Origin of the sequence: Lolliginicoccus lacisalsi, assembly GCF_014841105.1 — a bacterium.
Taxonomy (GTDB): Bacteria; Actinomycetota; Actinomycetes; order Mycobacteriales; family Mycobacteriaceae; genus Lolliginicoccus; species Lolliginicoccus lacisalsi.
On sequence record NZ_JACYWE010000009.1, the window covers coordinates 84119 to 99952 of the forward strand.

At 68.9% G+C, this 15834-nt stretch carries 12 protein-coding genes; 11 read left to right on the forward strand and 1 reads right to left on the reverse strand.

Annotated elements, in window-relative coordinates; genetic code table 11:
* Positions 1-30 precede the first annotated feature (30 nt).
* The 9 genes from HT102_RS13990 (at position 31) to mutM (ending at position 12614) form a co-directional block, all read left to right on the forward strand.
* The gene (locus HT102_RS13990; protein ID WP_192040146.1) at positions 31-1761 is read left to right on the forward strand and encodes a DAK2 domain-containing protein; all 1731 of its coding nucleotides are present in this window, start codon (positions 31-33) and stop codon (positions 1759-1761) included.
* Complete coding sequence (gene recG / locus HT102_RS13995) at positions 1758-3995, forward strand: ATP-dependent DNA helicase RecG (protein WP_192040059.1); 2238 nt, start codon at positions 1758-1760, stop codon at positions 3993-3995. Before HT102_RS13990 ends, recG begins: the two co-directional genes overlap by 4 nt.
* A gap of 152 nt (positions 3996-4147) precedes the next feature.
* Positions 4148-7549: a pyruvate carboxylase gene (locus tag HT102_RS14000; protein WP_192040060.1), complete on the forward strand. Its 3402-nt coding sequence runs from the start codon at positions 4148-4150 to the stop codon at positions 7547-7549.
* On the forward strand, positions 7546-8106 hold the full coding sequence (gene rsmD / locus HT102_RS14005; RefSeq protein ID WP_192040061.1) for a 16S rRNA (guanine(966)-N(2))-methyltransferase RsmD: 561 nt from the start codon (positions 7546-7548) through the stop codon (positions 8104-8106). The genes HT102_RS14000 and rsmD overlap by 4 nt, the downstream gene beginning before the upstream one ends.
* Before the next feature lie 679 nt (positions 8107-8785).
* Positions 8786-9274, forward strand: coding sequence for a pantetheine-phosphate adenylyltransferase (gene coaD, locus HT102_RS14010; RefSeq protein WP_192040062.1), 489 nt, complete (start codon positions 8786-8788; stop codon positions 9272-9274).
* Positions 9275-9444: 170 nt separating this feature from the next.
* Positions 9445-10218, forward strand: coding sequence for a DivIVA domain-containing protein (locus HT102_RS14015; protein WP_333473458.1), 774 nt, complete (start codon positions 9445-9447; stop codon positions 10216-10218).
* Between the two features lie 43 nt (positions 10219-10261).
* Positions 10262-10843: a YceD family protein gene (locus tag HT102_RS14020; protein ID WP_408611369.1), complete on the forward strand. Its 582-nt coding sequence runs from the start codon at positions 10262-10264 to the stop codon at positions 10841-10843.
* 85 nt (positions 10844-10928) lie between these two features.
* A complete protein-coding gene (gene rnc, locus HT102_RS14025; protein ID WP_192040064.1) occupies positions 10929-11636 on the forward strand; it encodes a ribonuclease III in 708 nt (235 codons plus the stop codon).
* 33 nt (positions 11637-11669) lie between these two features.
* Entirely contained in the window at positions 11670-12614 is a 945-nt protein-coding gene (gene mutM, locus HT102_RS14030; RefSeq protein WP_192040065.1) for a bifunctional DNA-formamidopyrimidine glycosylase/DNA-(apurinic or apyrimidinic site) lyase, read from the forward strand.
* 3 nt (positions 12615-12617) lie between these two features.
* On the opposite strand, the gene HT102_RS14035 is transcribed toward mutM, so the two are convergent.
* On the reverse strand, positions 12618-13199 hold the full coding sequence (locus HT102_RS14035; protein ID WP_192040066.1) for a hypothetical protein: 582 nt from the start codon (positions 13197-13199) through the stop codon (positions 12618-12620).
* Between the two features lie 136 nt (positions 13200-13335).
* Between HT102_RS14035 and HT102_RS14040 the strand changes: the two genes are divergently transcribed.
* Together HT102_RS14040 and HT102_RS14045 are read left to right on the forward strand one after the other, a co-directional pair.
* A complete protein-coding gene (locus tag HT102_RS14040) occupies positions 13336-14817 on the forward strand; it encodes a flavin-containing monooxygenase (protein ID WP_192040067.1) in 1482 nt (493 codons plus the stop codon).
* A gap of 191 nt (positions 14818-15008) precedes the next feature.
* Positions 15009-15467, forward strand: a complete 459-nt coding sequence (locus tag HT102_RS14045) for an OsmC family protein (protein WP_149359121.1) — start codon at positions 15009-15011, stop codon at positions 15465-15467.
* Positions 15468-15834 lie beyond the last annotated feature (367 nt).

Genomic DNA, 15834 nt, shown 5'->3' on the forward strand with positions numbered 1-15834 from the left:
GTTGTCGATGCGCTCGATGCGCGGGCCCTGATGCGATGGGCGCACGCCTGCGTGGGCGGCCTCGAGGCGCGGCGCGAGGAGATCAACATCCTCAACGTCTTTCCCATCGCCGATTCCGACACCGGCACGAACCTGCACTTCACCATGCGCGCGGCCTACGAGAAGGCGCGCGCCGAGTGCGTCCCGCTCGACGGAATGACCACCCACGATGTCGCGGTCGTGCTCGCTCGCGGCGCCGTGGCCGGAGCGCGCGGCAACTCCGGGGTGATCCTGTCGCAGGTGCTGCGCGGAGTCGCGGATGCCGCGCTCGACGGCTCCATCGACGGGCAGGTCCTGCGCAACGCGCTCACTGGTGCCCTGCAGCTCGTGGGCGATTCCATGTCGCACGTCGTCGAGGGCACGGTGGTCACGGTGCTGCGCGGGGCCGCGACCGCGGCACGCGATGCTGATGAGCATGATCTCGCGAGCGTGGCGCGCGCAGCGGTCGCCGGCGCCGTCTCGGCGCTCGACGAGACGCCCTCGCAGCTATCGGTGCTCGGCCAGGCCGGTGTCGTCGACGCGGGCGGCGTGGGCCTGCTGATCATCCTCGATGCCCTCGTGGAGGTCGTGACGGGCGAGCCCACGCGGCGGCCACGCTTCACCGCGCGCGCCGCCGCCCGGCCCGTGGCCGACGGGTCCGCAGCGACGGTCTCAGTGGGCAAGCCCTCGACCGCCGTGAGCGGCACGACGCTCGCGGAGCCTTCGGGAAACGGCCATCGGCCCGGGGCCGGGATCCCGAGCGGCGCGGCCGGGCAGAGTGCCGAATGCGTCCACAGCACCGAGCACGTCCACGAGTACGCCACGGGCGACGTCGAGTACGAGATCATGTACCTGCTGCGGGGCTGCGATGATGCCGCGGCCGCCGTGCTGCGCGAGAAGTTGTCGGACCTCGGTGATTCAGTGATCGTCGTGGGAGACGGTTCAGGAGCATTCTCGGTGCACGTGCACAGCACCGATCCGGGAGCGGCGGTGGAGGCCGGTATCCCTGCTGGCGTGCCCTATGACATCCGGATCACCGCGTTCGGTGCCGATCAGCAGGGCTTCACGCCGTCCTCGGCGCCACGTGTGCGCGAGGTCCTCGCGATCGTCAACGGCGAGGCTGGCGCTGAGCTGTTCCGCTCCGAGGGTGCATCAGTGCTGACCTGCGGCCACGAATGCTCACCGCAGGAGCTGCTCGACGCGGTCCTCGCCACCACGGCCGACGAGGTGTTCGTGCTGCCCAATGGCTTCATCCGTCCCGAGGAGCTCGTCGGGGTGAGCACCCAGGCCCGCCAGCTCGGGCATCCAGCCGTGCTGCTGCCCACCGCGAGCCTCGTGCAGGGCCTCGCCGCGCTCGCGGTGCACGACCCGCACCGCGCGGCCTCCGACGATTCGTATGCCATGGCCGCCGCCGCAGCCGCGACACGATGGGGCAGCGTGCGCCGCGCCCAGGAGAAGGCACTCTCCCTCGCCGGGGCCTGCGAGCCCGGGGACTACCTGGGGCTGGTTGGCCACGAGGTGCTCGTCATCAAGGATGAGTTCCTCGCCGCCACTCTGCACATCGTTGATCTCATGCTCGGAGCCGGTGGCGAGCTGCTCACGATCCTGCGCGGCGCCGCGCAGACCAACGACACCTTCGCCGAGCAGCTCGAGGATCACATCAACAAGAACCATCCCGGTGTGGAGCTGATGATCTACGTGAGTGGTCAGGACGAGGACATCCTGCAGATCGGCGTGGAATGACCACCGCGTGCACCAAGCTTGGCCTTGAATCGAGGCTCGACGGTGTGCTGGCTCCCGCGGCCGTTGCCGCGCTCGCCGAGGACTTCGAGATCCATACCGTGGGCGACCTCCTGCGCGCCTACCCTCGCCGCTACGCCCGCAATGGCGTGCCCCTGGGCGATGAGCAAGCAGAGCCAGGCGATCACATCACCGTCGTGGCGACCATTGCCAAGGCTGACCTGATCCCTATGCGCAACCGCAAGGGCAGCTTCCTCAGGCTCACCCTGCAGGCCGATCGGCAGAAGCTCGAGGCGACGTTCTTCAACCCGCAGAAGCTGCGGCACGTGCTCAAGCCGGGACTGCGCATGATGTTCTCGGGCACCGTCAAGTACTTCCGCGGCACCATGCAGCTCACTCACCCCAGCTATGTCGAGCTCCGGGCCACCAAGGACGGCACCACCGTGCACGGCAGCGGCCAGCTCGCCCAGATGGCCCGCGCCCAGCAGCAATCCGCGGGAACCCTCACCGAGGACGCCCTCGCCCGCGACATCATCCCCATCTACGACTCCACCCGCGCCCTGCAGAGCTGGGAGATCTGGAGCTGCATCCGCATCGTCCTCGACCAGCTCGCCCCCATCGAGGATCCGCTGCCGCGCGAGATCGTCGAGGCCCGGGGGATGGTCCCGCTCGAGACCGCGCTGCGCGCCGTCCACCTGCCCAGCACCCCGGCCGACCACGACACCGCGCGCGACCGCCTGCGCTTCGACGAGGCCCTAGCCATGCAGCTCGTCCTTGCCCGGCAGCGCCACGCGGAGGCCGCCCGTACCGCGCCAGCCATGCCCCCCCGCGCCGATGGCATCGCGGCCGCGTTCGACCAGCGATTGCCATTCACGCTCACCGACGGCCAGGCCAGCGCCGGGCAGCGCATCGCCGAGCGGCTCGCCCGGCCGCACCCGATGAACGTGCTGCTCCAGGGCGAGGTGGGCTCGGGCAAGACCCTTGTCGCGCTGCGCGCGATGCTCCAGGCGATCGACTCGGGCCACCAATGCGCCCTGCTCGCTCCCACCGAGGTGCTCGCCACGCAGCACTACCGGTCCCTGCGCGCGATGCTGGGCGATCTCGGCGATGGCGGCGAGCTCGGCAGCTCCGCGAGCGCCACCCGCGTCACCCTGCTCACCGGTTCCATGACCGCCAGCCAGCGCAAGGCCGCGCTGCTCGCCACCGTCACCGGCGATGCCGGGATCATCATCGGCACCCACGCCCTCATCCAGGACACCGTCGAGTTCTTCGACCTCGGGCTCGTCGTCATCGACGAGCAGCACCGGTTCGGCGTCGAGCAGCGCGACCAACTGCGCGGCCGTGGGCGCGGCGGCAACACCCCGCACACCCTCGTCATGACCGCCACCCCGATCCCGCGGACCATCGCGATGACGGCGTTCGGCGCCCTCGACGTCATCACCCTGCACGGGCTGCCCGCTGGCCGCAGCCCCATCACCACCTCCGTGCTCGCCCTCGGCGTCTCCCGCAAGTGGCTGCCCCGAGCCTGGCAGCGCATCACCGAGGAGGTCGAGCAAGGCCGCCAGGCCTACGTCGTGTGCTCCCGCATCGGCGATGACGCCGCCGCCGCCGCGAAGGACGGTCCCGAGACCACCCCCGTCCTCGACATGCATGAGCACCTCTCCACAGGCCCCCTCGCGGGCCTGCGCGTGGGCCTCCTCCACGGGAGGCTCCCCACGGAGGAGAAGGACCTCACGATGCGGCAGTTCGCGGCCGGGGAGATCGATGTGCTCGTGTGCACCACCGTCATCGAAGTGGGCGTCGACGTGCCCAATGCCACCGTCATGGTGATCGTCGACGCCGACCGGTTCGGGATAAGCCAGCTCCATCAGCTCCGCGGCCGCATCGGACGTGGACGACACGCCGGGCTGTGCATCCTCATGTCCGAGGTGCCCGAGGGATCACCGGCGCTGCAGCGGCTCCAGGCCGTGGCCGGCACCACCAACGGGTTCGAGCTCGCTGAGCTCGACCTGCAAGCCCGCCGCGAGGGCGACATCCTCGGCGTCGCGCAATCCGGAACGCGCACATCGCTCCGGCTGCTCTCGCTCCTCGACCACGCTGAGACCATCACCGCGGCCCGCGAGCTCGCCGAGGACATCATCTCCCGCGACCCCGCCCTCGCTGACCATCCCGGTCTCGCCCGCATGATCACTGCCGCCACCACCACGAGCAGCATCGACTATCTCGACAAGGCATAGGCGGGTCACCGAGCACCCCGCGCGCCCATCGCGATACCGGTAGTGTTCCTTCCCAAGAGAGCGGCACCCGCCCTCCGTCGGCCAGCCGGAATGGTGGCCGACGGGCAGGCACGGTGTTGTTGCAGCGAACAGGTCAAGGAGCCACAGCCACCATGTTCACCAAAGTGCTCGTCGCCAACCGTGGCGAGATCGCCGTCCGAGCCTTCCGCGCCGCCTACGAGCTCGGTGCCTCCACCGTTGCCGTCTTCCCCTACGAGGACCGCAACTCGCTCCACCGCCTCAAGGCCGACGAGAGCTATGAGATCGGCGAGCACGGCCACCCGGTTCGTGCCTATCTCTCCGTTGACGAGATCATCACCGCTGCCACCAACGCCGGCGCCGATGCCATCTACCCGGGCTACGGGTTCCTCTCCGAGAACCCCGACCTCGCCGCGGCCTGCGACGCGGCCGGGATCACCTTCGTCGGCCCGTCCGTCGAGGTCCTCGAGCTCGCCGGGAACAAGGCCCGCGCCATCGCCGCGGCCCGCGAGGCCGGCCTGCCCGTCCTCGACTCGTCCGAGCCCACCGATGACGTCGATGCCCTCGTCGCCGCATCCGAGCAGATGACGTTCCCGGTCTTCGTCAAGGCCGTCGCTGGTGGTGGCGGGCGCGGCATGCGTCGCGTCGATGCGCCTGCCCAGTTGCGCGAGGCCATCGAGCAGGCGCAGCGCGAGGCCGAGTCCGCCTTCGGCGATGCCACCGTCTTCCTCGAGCAGGCCGTCGTCAACCCCCGCCACATCGAGGTGCAGATCCTCGCCGACAAGCACGGCAACGTGATCCACCTCTTCGAGCGCGACTGCTCCGTGCAGCGCCGCCACCAGAAGGTCGTCGAGCTCGCCCCCGCTCCCAACCTGCCCGTCGAGACACGGGACCGAATCTGCGCCGACGCCGTGGCGTTCGCCAAGCGCATCGGCTATTCCTGCGCGGGCACCGTCGAGTTCCTCCTCGACGAGCGCGGCCAGCACGTATTCATCGAGATGAACCCCCGCATCCAGGTCGAGCACACCGTCACCGAGGAAGTCACCGACGTCGACCTCGTGCAATCACAGATGCGCATCGCCAGCGGAGCCTCGCTCGCTGACCTCGATCTCGCGCAGGAGAACATCACCCTGCGTGGCGCGGCCCTGCAGTGCCGCATCACTACTGAGGACCCCGCCAATGGGTTCCGCCCGGACACCGGCCGCATCACCGCCTACCGCACTCCCGGCGGCGCTGGCGTGCGCCTCGACGGCGGCACCGCGCTCGGCGCCGAGGTGGGCGCCTACTTCGACTCGATGCTCGTCAAGCTCACCTGCCGCGGCCGCGACTTCGGCACCGCCGTCAGCCGGGCCCGCCGCGCTCTCGCGGAGTTCCGCATCCGCGGCGTCTCCACCAACATCCCGTTCCTCCAGGGCGTCCTCGACGACCCCGACTTCCGCGCCGGCAACGTCACCACCTCGTTCATCGACGAGCGCCCCCACCTGCTCACCCAGCACGCCCCGGCCGACCGGGGCACCCGCATGCTGCGCTACCTCGCCGATGTCACCGTCAACAAGCCGCATGGCGAGCGGCCCGTCGATATCGACCCACGCAGCAAGCTCGCAGCGCTCGACAAGGAAGCACCCATCCCCGACGGCTCCCGGCAGCGGCTCCTCGCGCTCGGTCCCGAGGGATTCGCCCGCTCGCTGCGCCAGCAGGACGCGCTCGCCGTCACCGACACCACTTTCCGCGACGCCCACCAGTCGCTGCTCGCCACCCGCATCCGGACCCGCGACCTGCTCGGCGTCGCCGGGCACGTAGCCCGCACCACACCAGAGCTGCTGTCCCTCGAGGCATGGGGCGGTGCCACCTACGACGTCGCGCTGCGGTTCCTCTACGAGGACCCCTGGGAGCGCCTCGCCCGGCTTCGCGAGGCAGTGCCGAACATCTGCCTGCAGATGCTGCTGCGCGGCCGCAACACCGTCGGCTACACCCCTTATCCTGAATCCGTTGCCCGCGCATTCGTCGACGAGGCCACCCGGACCGGCATCGACATCTTCCGCATCTTCGACGCCCTGAACAACGTCGACCAGATGCGCCCCGCCATCGACGCGGTCCGCGAGACCGGCACCGCGCTCGCCGAGGTGGCGCTCAGCTACACCGGCGACCTCGCCAACCCGAGCGAGGACATCTACACCCTCGACTACTACCTGCGCCTCGCCGAGCAAGCCGTCGAGGCCGGAGCGCACATCCTCGCGATCAAGGACATGGCCGGCCTGCTCCGCGCCCCCGCCGCCGCGACCCTCGTCACCGCGCTTCGGTCCCGCTTCGACCTGCCCGTGCACGTGCACACCCACGACACCCCGGGCGGGCAGCTGGCCACCTACCTCGCCGCGTGGCAAGCCGGCGCCGACGCCGTCGACGGTGCAGCAGCCTCGCTCGCGGGCACCACCAGCCAGCCAGCGCTGTCGGCCATCGTCGCCGCCGCCGCCCACACCGGGCGCGACACCGGCCTCGACCTCGGCGCCGTCTGCGCCCTCGAGCCGTACTGGGAAGCCGTCCGCAAGGTGTACGCGCCATTCGAGTCGGGGCTGCCCGCGCCGACCGGCCGCGTCTACGAGCACGAGATCCCCGGCGGCCAGCTATCCAACCTGCGGCAGCAAGCGATCGCGCTGGGTCTCGGCGACCGCTTCGAGAAGATCGAGTCCGCGTACGCCTCGGCCGACCGGCTCCTCGGCCGCCTCGTCAAGGTCACGCCCTCCTCCAAGGTCGTCGGCGACCTCGCCCTGCACCTCGTGGGCGCCGACGTCGACTTCGAGGAATTCGCCACCGACCCCGGCTCCTACGACATCCCCGACTCCGTGATCGGGTTCCTGCGCGGGGAGCTCGGTGACCCCGCCGGAGGTTGGCCCGAGCCATTCCGCACCAAGGCGCTCGAGGGCAGGGCGGCCGCCAAGCCCGTCCCGGAGCTCTCCGCCGAGGACACCGCCATCCTCTCCGGCGACGACCACGATGCGCGCCGCGCCACCCTCAACCGGCTGCTGTTCCCCGTGCCCACCCACGAGTACGAGGACCACCGCGAGCAGTACGGCGACACCTCCGTCATCCACAGCCTCGAGTTCTTCTACGGGCTCCAGCCGGGCGAGGAGCACCAGGTCAACCTCGAGCCTGGCGTGACCCTCATCTTCGGCCTCGAGGCCATCGCCGAGCCCGACGAGCGCGGCATGCGCACCGTCATGTGCACCATCAATGGGCAGCTGCGGCCAGTCAAGGTGCGCGACCGCTCCGTCGCCAGCGAGGCGCCCACCTCCGAGAAGGCCGACAAGGACAACCCCGACCATCTAGCCGCGCCGTTCGCCGGTGTCGTCACTGTGTCCGTCGGCGCCGGGGATTCCATCAAGGCAGGCGAGACCATTGCCACCATCGAAGCGATGAAGATGGAGGCCTCCATCACCGCGCACAAGGCAGGCACCGTCGCTCGCTTCGCCATCAGTTCGGTGCAGCAGGTCGAGGGCGGTGACCTCATCGCGGTCATCGAATCCACCGAATCGGAATGACCCGCATCATCGCCGGGAGCGTGGGCGGCACACGCATCGCCGTGCCGCCCCGCGGCACCCGACCCACCTCCGACCGCGTGCGGGAGGCCCTGTTCAGCTCCCTCGACGCGCGCCTCGACCTCGGCGGCATGCGCGTGCTCGACCTCTACGCGGGGTCGGGCGCGCTTGGCATCGAAGCGCTCTCCCGCGGCGCGGCGCACGCCACCCTCGTCGAGAAGGATGCCCGGGCCGCCCGCATCATCAGCAGCAACCTCGCCGCGACCGGCTTCAGCGCCCGCGCGGACGTCGTGCGCGGCGATGTCCTCGCCACCCTCCACCGCGCCCCCGTCGCGCCGTATGACCTCGTCCTCGCCGACCCGCCCTACGACGTCGAGGAACCCAGCATCCACGAGCTGCTGCAGCGGCTCCTCGACCAGCACTGGCTCGTGCCCGGCGCGGTGGTCGTCATCGAGCGGTCCGCTCGGTCGCCCGAGCCCGCCTGGCCGGAGCCGCTCGAGCCCCTGCGCGCCCGCGACTACGGCGAGACGCGCATCAGCATCGCCGAGCACGTGGGCTGAGTCGCGGCCGGCTGGCTGGCGGGTTGGTGGGTTGGTGGCTGGTGCGCGGTTGGCTGGCTGGCGGGTCGGCGGTCGGCTGGCGGCCGCTGGTGGAAACTTTTCCCTCTCCAGGCGGGAAAAGATTCCACTGACCGCGCCGTGCGAAGGATTTCGCAGGCGAGAGGCTGTGGCCGCGCCGGTGTGGTCCGGCTAGGCCGAGCTCTAGCTGCCGGCGGGGCTTGCGGCCGCGCGCGGGTGTGTCGTGAGGTCAACTCGTGCTCCCTAGCTGCCACCCTGGGCCTGCCGCTGCCACCCTTGGCCCGCAGCTGCCACCCACGGCCCGCAGCTGCCACCGATATATCCGTGGCAGGTCCACGCAAAGGTGGCCGATGGCAACCATGGGTAGCAGCTATGGGGCAGGCGGCCACGCGTAGAGCACGGATTCCCGCTCCGTCGGCAGGAACAATGCTCGAAGGGATAGCCCCTGGCCGGTCACGATGTGCGGCCGGGGTGGCAGGTTGGCTGGCGGCTGGCAGTGGAAACTTTTCCCCGCCGAAGCGGAAAAAGTCTCCACCAGCCGCGGGATGCCCAAGCTAGCCCCCACCGCCGCGCATCGCGCGAATCCCACCGCCGCGCATCGCGCGAATCCCGCCGCCGCGCACTAGTACCGGGGAGCCCGCCAACTGCTACCGTCAACGCCATGAGCGGAGCTGTTTGCCCCGGGTCCTTCGACCCCATCACCAATGGCCATCTCGATGTGATCGAGCGCGCGGCCAAGAACTTTGATCGCGTCGTCGTGGCCGTGCTCGTCAACCCGAGCAAGAAGGGGATGTTCAGCGTCGACGAGCGGCTCGAGCTGATCCGTACTGTCACCAGTCATCTTCCCAACGTGACCGTGGATTCCTGGCAGGGGCTCCTCGTGGACTACGCGCGCCAGGAGAAGCTCGATGCCATCGTCAAGGGGCTGCGCGCGGTGAGCGATTTCGAGTACGAGCTGCAGATGGCCCAGATGAACAAGGAGCTCACGGGGGTGGATACCTTCTTCACCGCCACGAATCCCGTGTATAGCTTCGTGTCGAGCTCGTTGGTCAAGGAAGTGGCCACCTTGGGTGGCGAGGTGGCGCAGCACTTGCCCTCTGCCGTTCATGAGGCATTGCTCGCCAGGATTGCCCAGCGCCAGCAGGGATGAGCCAGCGCCAGCAGGGATGAGCCAGCGGTCCGGGCCCTGGCGCGGCAGGGCGCTAGGCTGCAACACTGACACGCCTGCCCCGCGATGATGCGGATTCCGCGCGGAGCGGGCAGACTAGCGATTGTCACGCACACGTGCCGCGAGGGCACAGTCGAAGATGTGGGGTAGCGGTGTATCGGGTTTTCGGTGCTCTGGACGAGCTCGTGGCGATCGTCGAGGAGGCACGCAGCGTGCCCATGACCGCGGGGTGCATCGTGCCACGCGGCGACATCCTCGAGCTGCTCGACGAGATTCATGCGATGTACGAGCCTGAGCTCAATGATGCCCAGGATGTCCTGGATCATCGCGACAAGCTGATCAACGACGCCCGGGAGACAGCTGAGCAGACCGTGTCCTCGGCGAACTCCGAGGCGGAGTCCACTGTCGCGAACGCGCGCGAGGATGCGGACCGCATGCTTCGCGATGCGAAGGCGCAGGCCGATCGCATGGTCGCGGAGGCGAAGGCGCATGCCGAGCAGCTCGTCGCCGAGGCGCAGGGCGAGGCCGACCGGGCGATCGCTGGGGGCCAGCGCGAGTTCGAGGCCATGACGGCCCGCGCGCGCAGCGAGGCGAACCGGCTCATCGAGTCGGGCAACACCGCCTATGAGCGCGCCGTCAGCGAGGGTGTCGCCGAGCAGCAGCGCCTGGTGTCGGATTCCGAGGTGGTGCGGGCGGCGCAGGCCGAGGCGAACCGTGTGGTCGATAACGCGCACGCGGAGTCCGAGCGGCTGCGAGGCGAGTGCGACCTCTATGTCGATTCGAAGCTGGGGGAGTTCGAGGAGTTCCTCAATGGCACCATCCGGTCGGTGCATCGTGGTCGCCAGCGGCTGCGCGATGCGGCGCCGGTAGCGCCCGCTGGAGGGGCTCCGCTCGTGGAGGATCGCGCAGGTGGTCGGCGCCGGTAGACTGGTGGCTTCCTGAAGCAAACCAGAATCGGAGCGTGAGCTTGTGAAGTCTTCCCAGCATGGTCCGGCGCGGCCTGATGCGAATGCGCCGTTTGTGCTGGACGCGCGGTCTCTCGGGCGCAAGCCTGGCTCGATGCGCGAGGTGCATCGGGTCGTGGCGGCACCCGAGCGCCTCGGCCTGGATATGATCGCGATCCCCGAGGGCAGTGATGTCACCATCGATGTGCGCCTCGAGTCGGTCAGCGAGGGCGTCCTGGTGACCGGCTCGGTCTCCGCGGTCGCGGTGGGGGATTGCGTGCGGTGCCTGGAGCAGACCGAGCAGCACGTCGAGGTTCCTCTCGTCGAGCTGTTTGCCTATCCGAACAGCACCACCTCGCAGACCACCGAGGATGACGAGGTCCAGTTGCTCGTCGAGGACCTGATCGATCTAGCCCCGGTGGTGGTCAACGGCCTGGGCGACGAACTGCCCCTGCAGCCGGTGTGCAGCGAGGACTGCCCCGGATTGTGCACCGAGTGCGGTGTTCCGCTTTCCTCGGCCGAGCCCGGCCATGGGCATGACACAATAGATCCCCGGTGGGCGGCGTTGCTGGACAAGCGTGACGGGATGGATTCGCCTCGATCCTGATGCGCGGCCCGCTCGCGACCAAGACCGGAGCGAGCTGCCCTCGCGCAAGCGGGCTGCTCAGCGTCATACACAGGTGAAGGAATCGATGTCCGAGAGCACCCCCCCAGATCGTGGACAGCTTCTCGATGCACTGGGCGTGCGGATCTCCGACGAGATGCTCACCCTGGCCCTGACCCACCGCTCCTATGCCTACGAGCACGGTGGCCTGCCCACGAATGAGCGACTGGAGTTCCTCGGTGATTCCGTGCTCGGGCTGACGATCACCGAGCACTTGTACACCGAGCATCCCGAGAAGCCCGAGGGAGAGCTCGCGAAGATCCGGTCGAGCGTGGTCAACATGAACGCGCTCGCGGAGGTGGCCCGTGATCTGGGTCCAGGCGGGCTGGGCGCGCACATCAGTCTCGGCAAGGGCGAGGAGCTCACCGGCGGGCGGGACAAGGCCAGCATCCTCGCCGATGGCATGGAGTCCATCCTTGGGGCGATCTACCTCGATCACGGGCTGGACGTGGCCCGCGAGGTCGTGATGCGCCTGTTCGAGGACTTGCTGGAGCGCGGACCGCGGCTCGGGGCCGGGCTCGATTGGAAGACAAGCCTGCAAGAGCTCACCGCGGAGCGTGGCCTGGGCGTGCCGTCCTATGAGGTGACGGCCAGTGGCCCCGACCATGACAAGGAATTCACCGCGTCCGCCGTCATCGCAGGCCGTGATCTAGGCACTGGCGTGGGTCGTACCAAGAAGGAAGCCGAGCAGATGGCCGCGGGAGCGGCGTGGCGCGCCCTGTCGGAGGAGGCGTGAGCGGCCACCGCTTCGGCGCCAGGGCTCCTCGTCATGCCTGAGCTGCCCGAGGTCGAGGTGGTGCGGCGTGGCCTCGAGCGGCACGTGGTGCCGAGCCGGATTGTTGGCATCGACGTCCTGCATGATCGGGCAGTGCGCCGGCATGTGCCCGGGGCCGGGGATCTCGCGGGCAGGCTGCGGGGACGGATGATCCGCGGTGCTCGGCGGCGCGGCAAGTACCTGTGGCTCGATGTTGCTGAGGGAAACCATCCGGCGCCCAGCCGTTCTGGGCCAGGCGCACCCGAGGCTGGGGATCCCGGCGAGTGCATCGTGGTGCATCTCGGCATGAGCGGGCAGATGCTCGTGCAGCAGCCTGGGGCGGGCCGGGAGAAGCACGCGCGCATCATCGCTGTGCTCGATACCGGCGTGGAGCTGCGCTTCGTGGACCAGCGCACGTTCGGTGGCTGGATGCTCGCGGACCTCGTCGACGACGGCTCGGGTGGCACGGTTCCCGAGCCCGTGCGGCACATCGCGCGCGATCCGCTTGACCCGCTGTGGGACCGCGAGCGCACGGTCGAGGTGATGCGCTCGCGCACGTCGGCGATCAAGCGGGTGCTGCTCGACCAGGCAGTGGTATCCGGCATCGGCAACATCTATGCCGATGAGGCGTTGTGGCGGGCGGGGGTGCACGGCGAACGGACCGCGGCCAAGCTGACGAGGCCGCGGCTGCGAGCCGTGCTCGGCGCCGCCCGCGACGTGATGGTCGAGGCGCTCGCCCAGGGCGGGACGTCCTTCGATTCGCTGTATGTGAATGTCAACGGCCAGTCCGGCTACTTCAGCCGCTCGCTGGACGCCTATGGCCGGGCGGGGGAGCCGTGCCGCCGGTGCGGGGCGGTGATGCGGCGGGAATCGTTCATGAATCGCTCGTCGTTCTCGTGCCCGGTGTGCCAGCCTCGGCCGCGTGTGCGTGCCGTGCCTGGCGGGGTTCGGCGTCCTTGATCCCTACGGTGCTTCTGCTTGACGGGTTAGGGCGCGCCGAACCTCGTCGGCTAGTTCATTCCATCCGACGGGTCTTGCTCCGAGCTTCTCGACCGTCGAGAGGCGCATGGAACTCTGCCCTGTGCTAGCTATCGCTGCGCCGGGTAGGACATAGAACCTCCACGCGTCGATGTCGAGCGGGTCGTAGGGCTCGCTGGGAAGGGTGGTGTGCACAGCGAAGACGTATACATCGGCGATGAAGGCAGTCCTGTATGAGTTTGCCGAGGCATCCCACGAGACCTTCGTGCGTGCGCCGGGCAGACCACTGAAGGTGATTACAGGCTGCGTGTTCGTTGGCCAGGATTGGGAGTATCCACTGCTCTTCACTTCGATAGTGGTGCCGTCGGGAGCGCGCACGTCGTAGGCGTCCCACTCGACCCTCGTCTGTTGCGACCCCATTGCCTGCGCCACGAGGAACTCGGCCAGATAGCCACGGGTAGTGTTTCCGCGCAGGTCGGACAAGGCGAAGGCCCAGAAGTCGCGAACGGAAGCCGCAAGGCCAAGAAACCGCTCGTCGCCTTGCAGGCGCGGACGCGTGCTGACCATGGATTCAGGCTAGCCAAGTGCTTCTGGCGATCCCGCATTCAGCGGAGTGATCGCCCCCGACTGTAGTGTGAGACGCTGTGTCTAAGTAATGTGGATGTGACGCCGGGCCCCACCGCGACGATAGGGAGAATCAACCATGGCTGACCGCGAGGAACACCGCGTCATCATCGTCGGGGCTGGTCTGGCCGGCATCGCCGCCGCCATCACCCTCGAGCGAGCGGGCATCGATGACGCCATCGTCCTCGAGAAGGCAGACCGCGTCGGCGGCACCTGGCGCGACAACACCTACCCGGGATGCGGGTGCGACATCCCCTCCAACGTGTACTCGTTCTCGTTCAACCCCAACCCGGACTGGCGCTCGGCCTTCGCGCTGCAGCCCGACATCCTCGACTACATCGAGGAGACGGCGGACAAGTTCGACACCTACCGCAAGATCCGCTTCCGCACCGAGGTCACAGAAGCGCGCTGGGACAACGATGAGCGCCGCTGGCTTATCGACACCACCAATGGCAGCTTCCGGTCCCAGTTCGCGATCTTCGCCGGCGGCCCCATCACCGAGCCCAAGCTGCCCGACGTGCCGGGCATCGACTCCTTCGAGGGGGAGATCTTCCACTCGGCCCGCTGGAACCACGATCTCGACCTGACGGGCAAGCGTGTCGCGGTCATTGGCACGGGTGCCTCGGCTGTGCAGTTCATACCTGAGATCCAGCCGAAGGTCGCGCAGATGCATGTCCTGCAGCGCACCGCCTCGTGGGTCATCCCGCGCCTCGACGCGCCCATGCCCGGCGCCGTCAAGACCCTGTTCCGCAAGGCACCCGCCACCCAGCAGGGCCTGCGCCACGGCCTCGACGGTGTCCTGCGCCTGCTCACCCTTGCTATGCGCCACGACAAGGCCGCGCGCAAGCTCAACATCATCGGCAAGAGCTTCCTCCGCGCCCAGGTCAAGGACCCCGAGCTGCGCAAGGCGCTCACCCCGACCTTCAGCCTCGGCTGCAAGCGCCTCCTGATCTCGAACGACTTCTATCCGGCGCTCACCAAGCCCAACGTCGAGCTCATCCCGCACGCGCTTTCTAGCCTCGGCCCCCGCACCATCACCGCCACCGATGGCACCACCCGCGAGGTCGACGTCATCATCTTCGGCACCGGCTTCGACGTCAGCCACCCGCCCATCTCGCGACGCATCCGTGGCGCCGACGGGCACTTCCTCTCCGAGGCATGGTCGGTGAGCCCCGAGGCATACCTCGGCACCACCACCACCAACGTGCCCAACGGGTTCGTCCTCCTCGGGCCGAACCTGCTCGTCTACAACTCCTTCCTCGGGATCGCCGAGGATCAGATGCGCTACGTCGTCGACGCCATCAAGAAGGCCGACGAGTACGGCTTCGAGGTCTTCGAGCTCAAGCCCGAGGCGCTGCGCGAGTTCAACGACGACATCCAGCAAGCACTCGAGCGCACCGTGTTCAACCACGGCGGCTGCGCCTCCTACTACCTCGACGCGAACGGCAAGAACTTCGCCGCCTGGCCCTACTCCACGACACTGATGCGCAAGCTGCTCAGCGAGTTCGACCTCGAGAAGTACGATCTCACGCCCATCCGGCAGCCCGCCCCCACGCGCTGATCCTTGCGGCGGCCGCCGACTGTCCTCACTTGCGGCGGCCGCCGACTGTCCTCACTTGCGGCAAACGCACCGGAAACCGCCAAACGCGATAGAAGCCGACCTAGCTTTTCCGCGGCTTCTATCGCGTTTGCGGTCGGGGTCCGCCACCGCGCGTTCGGAATATCCGCGCGACGGGTGCGATTATTACCGGCATGACTGACCAACGCCATGAGACCGAGATCCGCAACCCGAACCCCGAGGACACCAGGCTATGGGTGGATCGCACGGGCGTGCGCCGCTATGTGGGGCGCAGCTCGCGCGGCGCGGAGGTGCAGATCGGCTCGGTGGACGTCGAGGGCGTGTTCACTCCCGGGGAGCTGCTGAAGATCGCGCTTGCCGCCTGCTCGGGATTGTCGTCGGACCTGCCGCTGTCGCGACGGCTCGGCGAGACCTACGATGCCCGCATCCGGGTGACGGGTAGCCCCGATCGGGAGAACGAGGTGTATCCCGTGCTCGATGAGGTGGTGGAGCTCGATCTCAGCGAGCTCGACGAGGCCGCCCAGCAGCGCTTGCTGACGGTGGTGGAGCGGGCCATCGAGCGAAGCTGCACGGTGGGCCGTACCCTCAAAGCAGGTTCGACCATCAATCTGGCCATCGAGGGGGAGTCATGACCACATCGCGCCAAGGAGCAGGAGCGCCCCGATCGCGCCGCCCGGGCAATCCGCGCGCGGCGAGCCATCGCCCGAGCCAGCTGCACCGGAGCGTCGGCACTTTTGGTGCCCGCGCGCGTGCGGGGCACTCGACCACCGGGGTCACCCCGGTGCGCTCCGCCGCTGCCCCCCGGCCTGCTGCCCAGCCACGATCGGCCGCAGCGCCCGGGAGCCAGGCGCCGAAGAATGCATCCGCTCGCCCGGCATGGCTGGAATTGCGCAGCCTGGGGCGGCTGGGCTCGCTCAGCATTCCCGCCGTGAGCATTTCCCGCCCGCCCGCGCTCCCCGTGCGGCTGCCGCGCCTCGCGCTCGTGCCGGGGCAGATCTT

Excerpts from the sequence above, each read along its gene's own strand:
- HT102_RS13990 (WP_192040146.1), top strand. The coding sequence starts at position 31 with ATGCGATGGGCGCACGCCTGCGTGGGCGGCCTCGAGGCGCGGCGCGAG.
- recG (WP_192040059.1), top strand. The coding sequence starts at position 1,758 with ATGACCACCGCGTGCACCAAGCTTGGCCTTGAATCGAGGCTCGACGGT.
- HT102_RS14000 (WP_192040060.1), top strand. The coding sequence starts at position 4,148 with ATGTTCACCAAAGTGCTCGTCGCCAACCGTGGCGAGATCGCCGTCCGA.
- rsmD (WP_192040061.1), top strand. The coding sequence starts at position 7,546 with ATGACCCGCATCATCGCCGGGAGCGTGGGCGGCACACGCATCGCCGTG.
- coaD (WP_192040062.1), top strand. The coding sequence starts at position 8,786 with ATGAGCGGAGCTGTTTGCCCCGGGTCCTTCGACCCCATCACCAATGGC.
- rnc (WP_192040064.1), top strand. The coding sequence starts at position 10,929 with ATGTCCGAGAGCACCCCCCCAGATCGTGGACAGCTTCTCGATGCACTG.
- mutM (WP_192040065.1), top strand. The coding sequence starts at position 11,670 with ATGCCTGAGCTGCCCGAGGTCGAGGTGGTGCGGCGTGGCCTCGAGCGG.
- HT102_RS14035 (WP_192040066.1), bottom strand. The coding sequence starts at position 13,199 with ATGGTCAGCACGCGTCCGCGCCTGCAAGGCGACGAGCGGTTTCTTGGC.
- HT102_RS14040 (WP_192040067.1), top strand. The coding sequence starts at position 13,336 with ATGGCTGACCGCGAGGAACACCGCGTCATCATCGTCGGGGCTGGTCTG.
- HT102_RS14045 (WP_149359121.1), top strand. The coding sequence starts at position 15,009 with ATGACTGACCAACGCCATGAGACCGAGATCCGCAACCCGAACCCCGAG.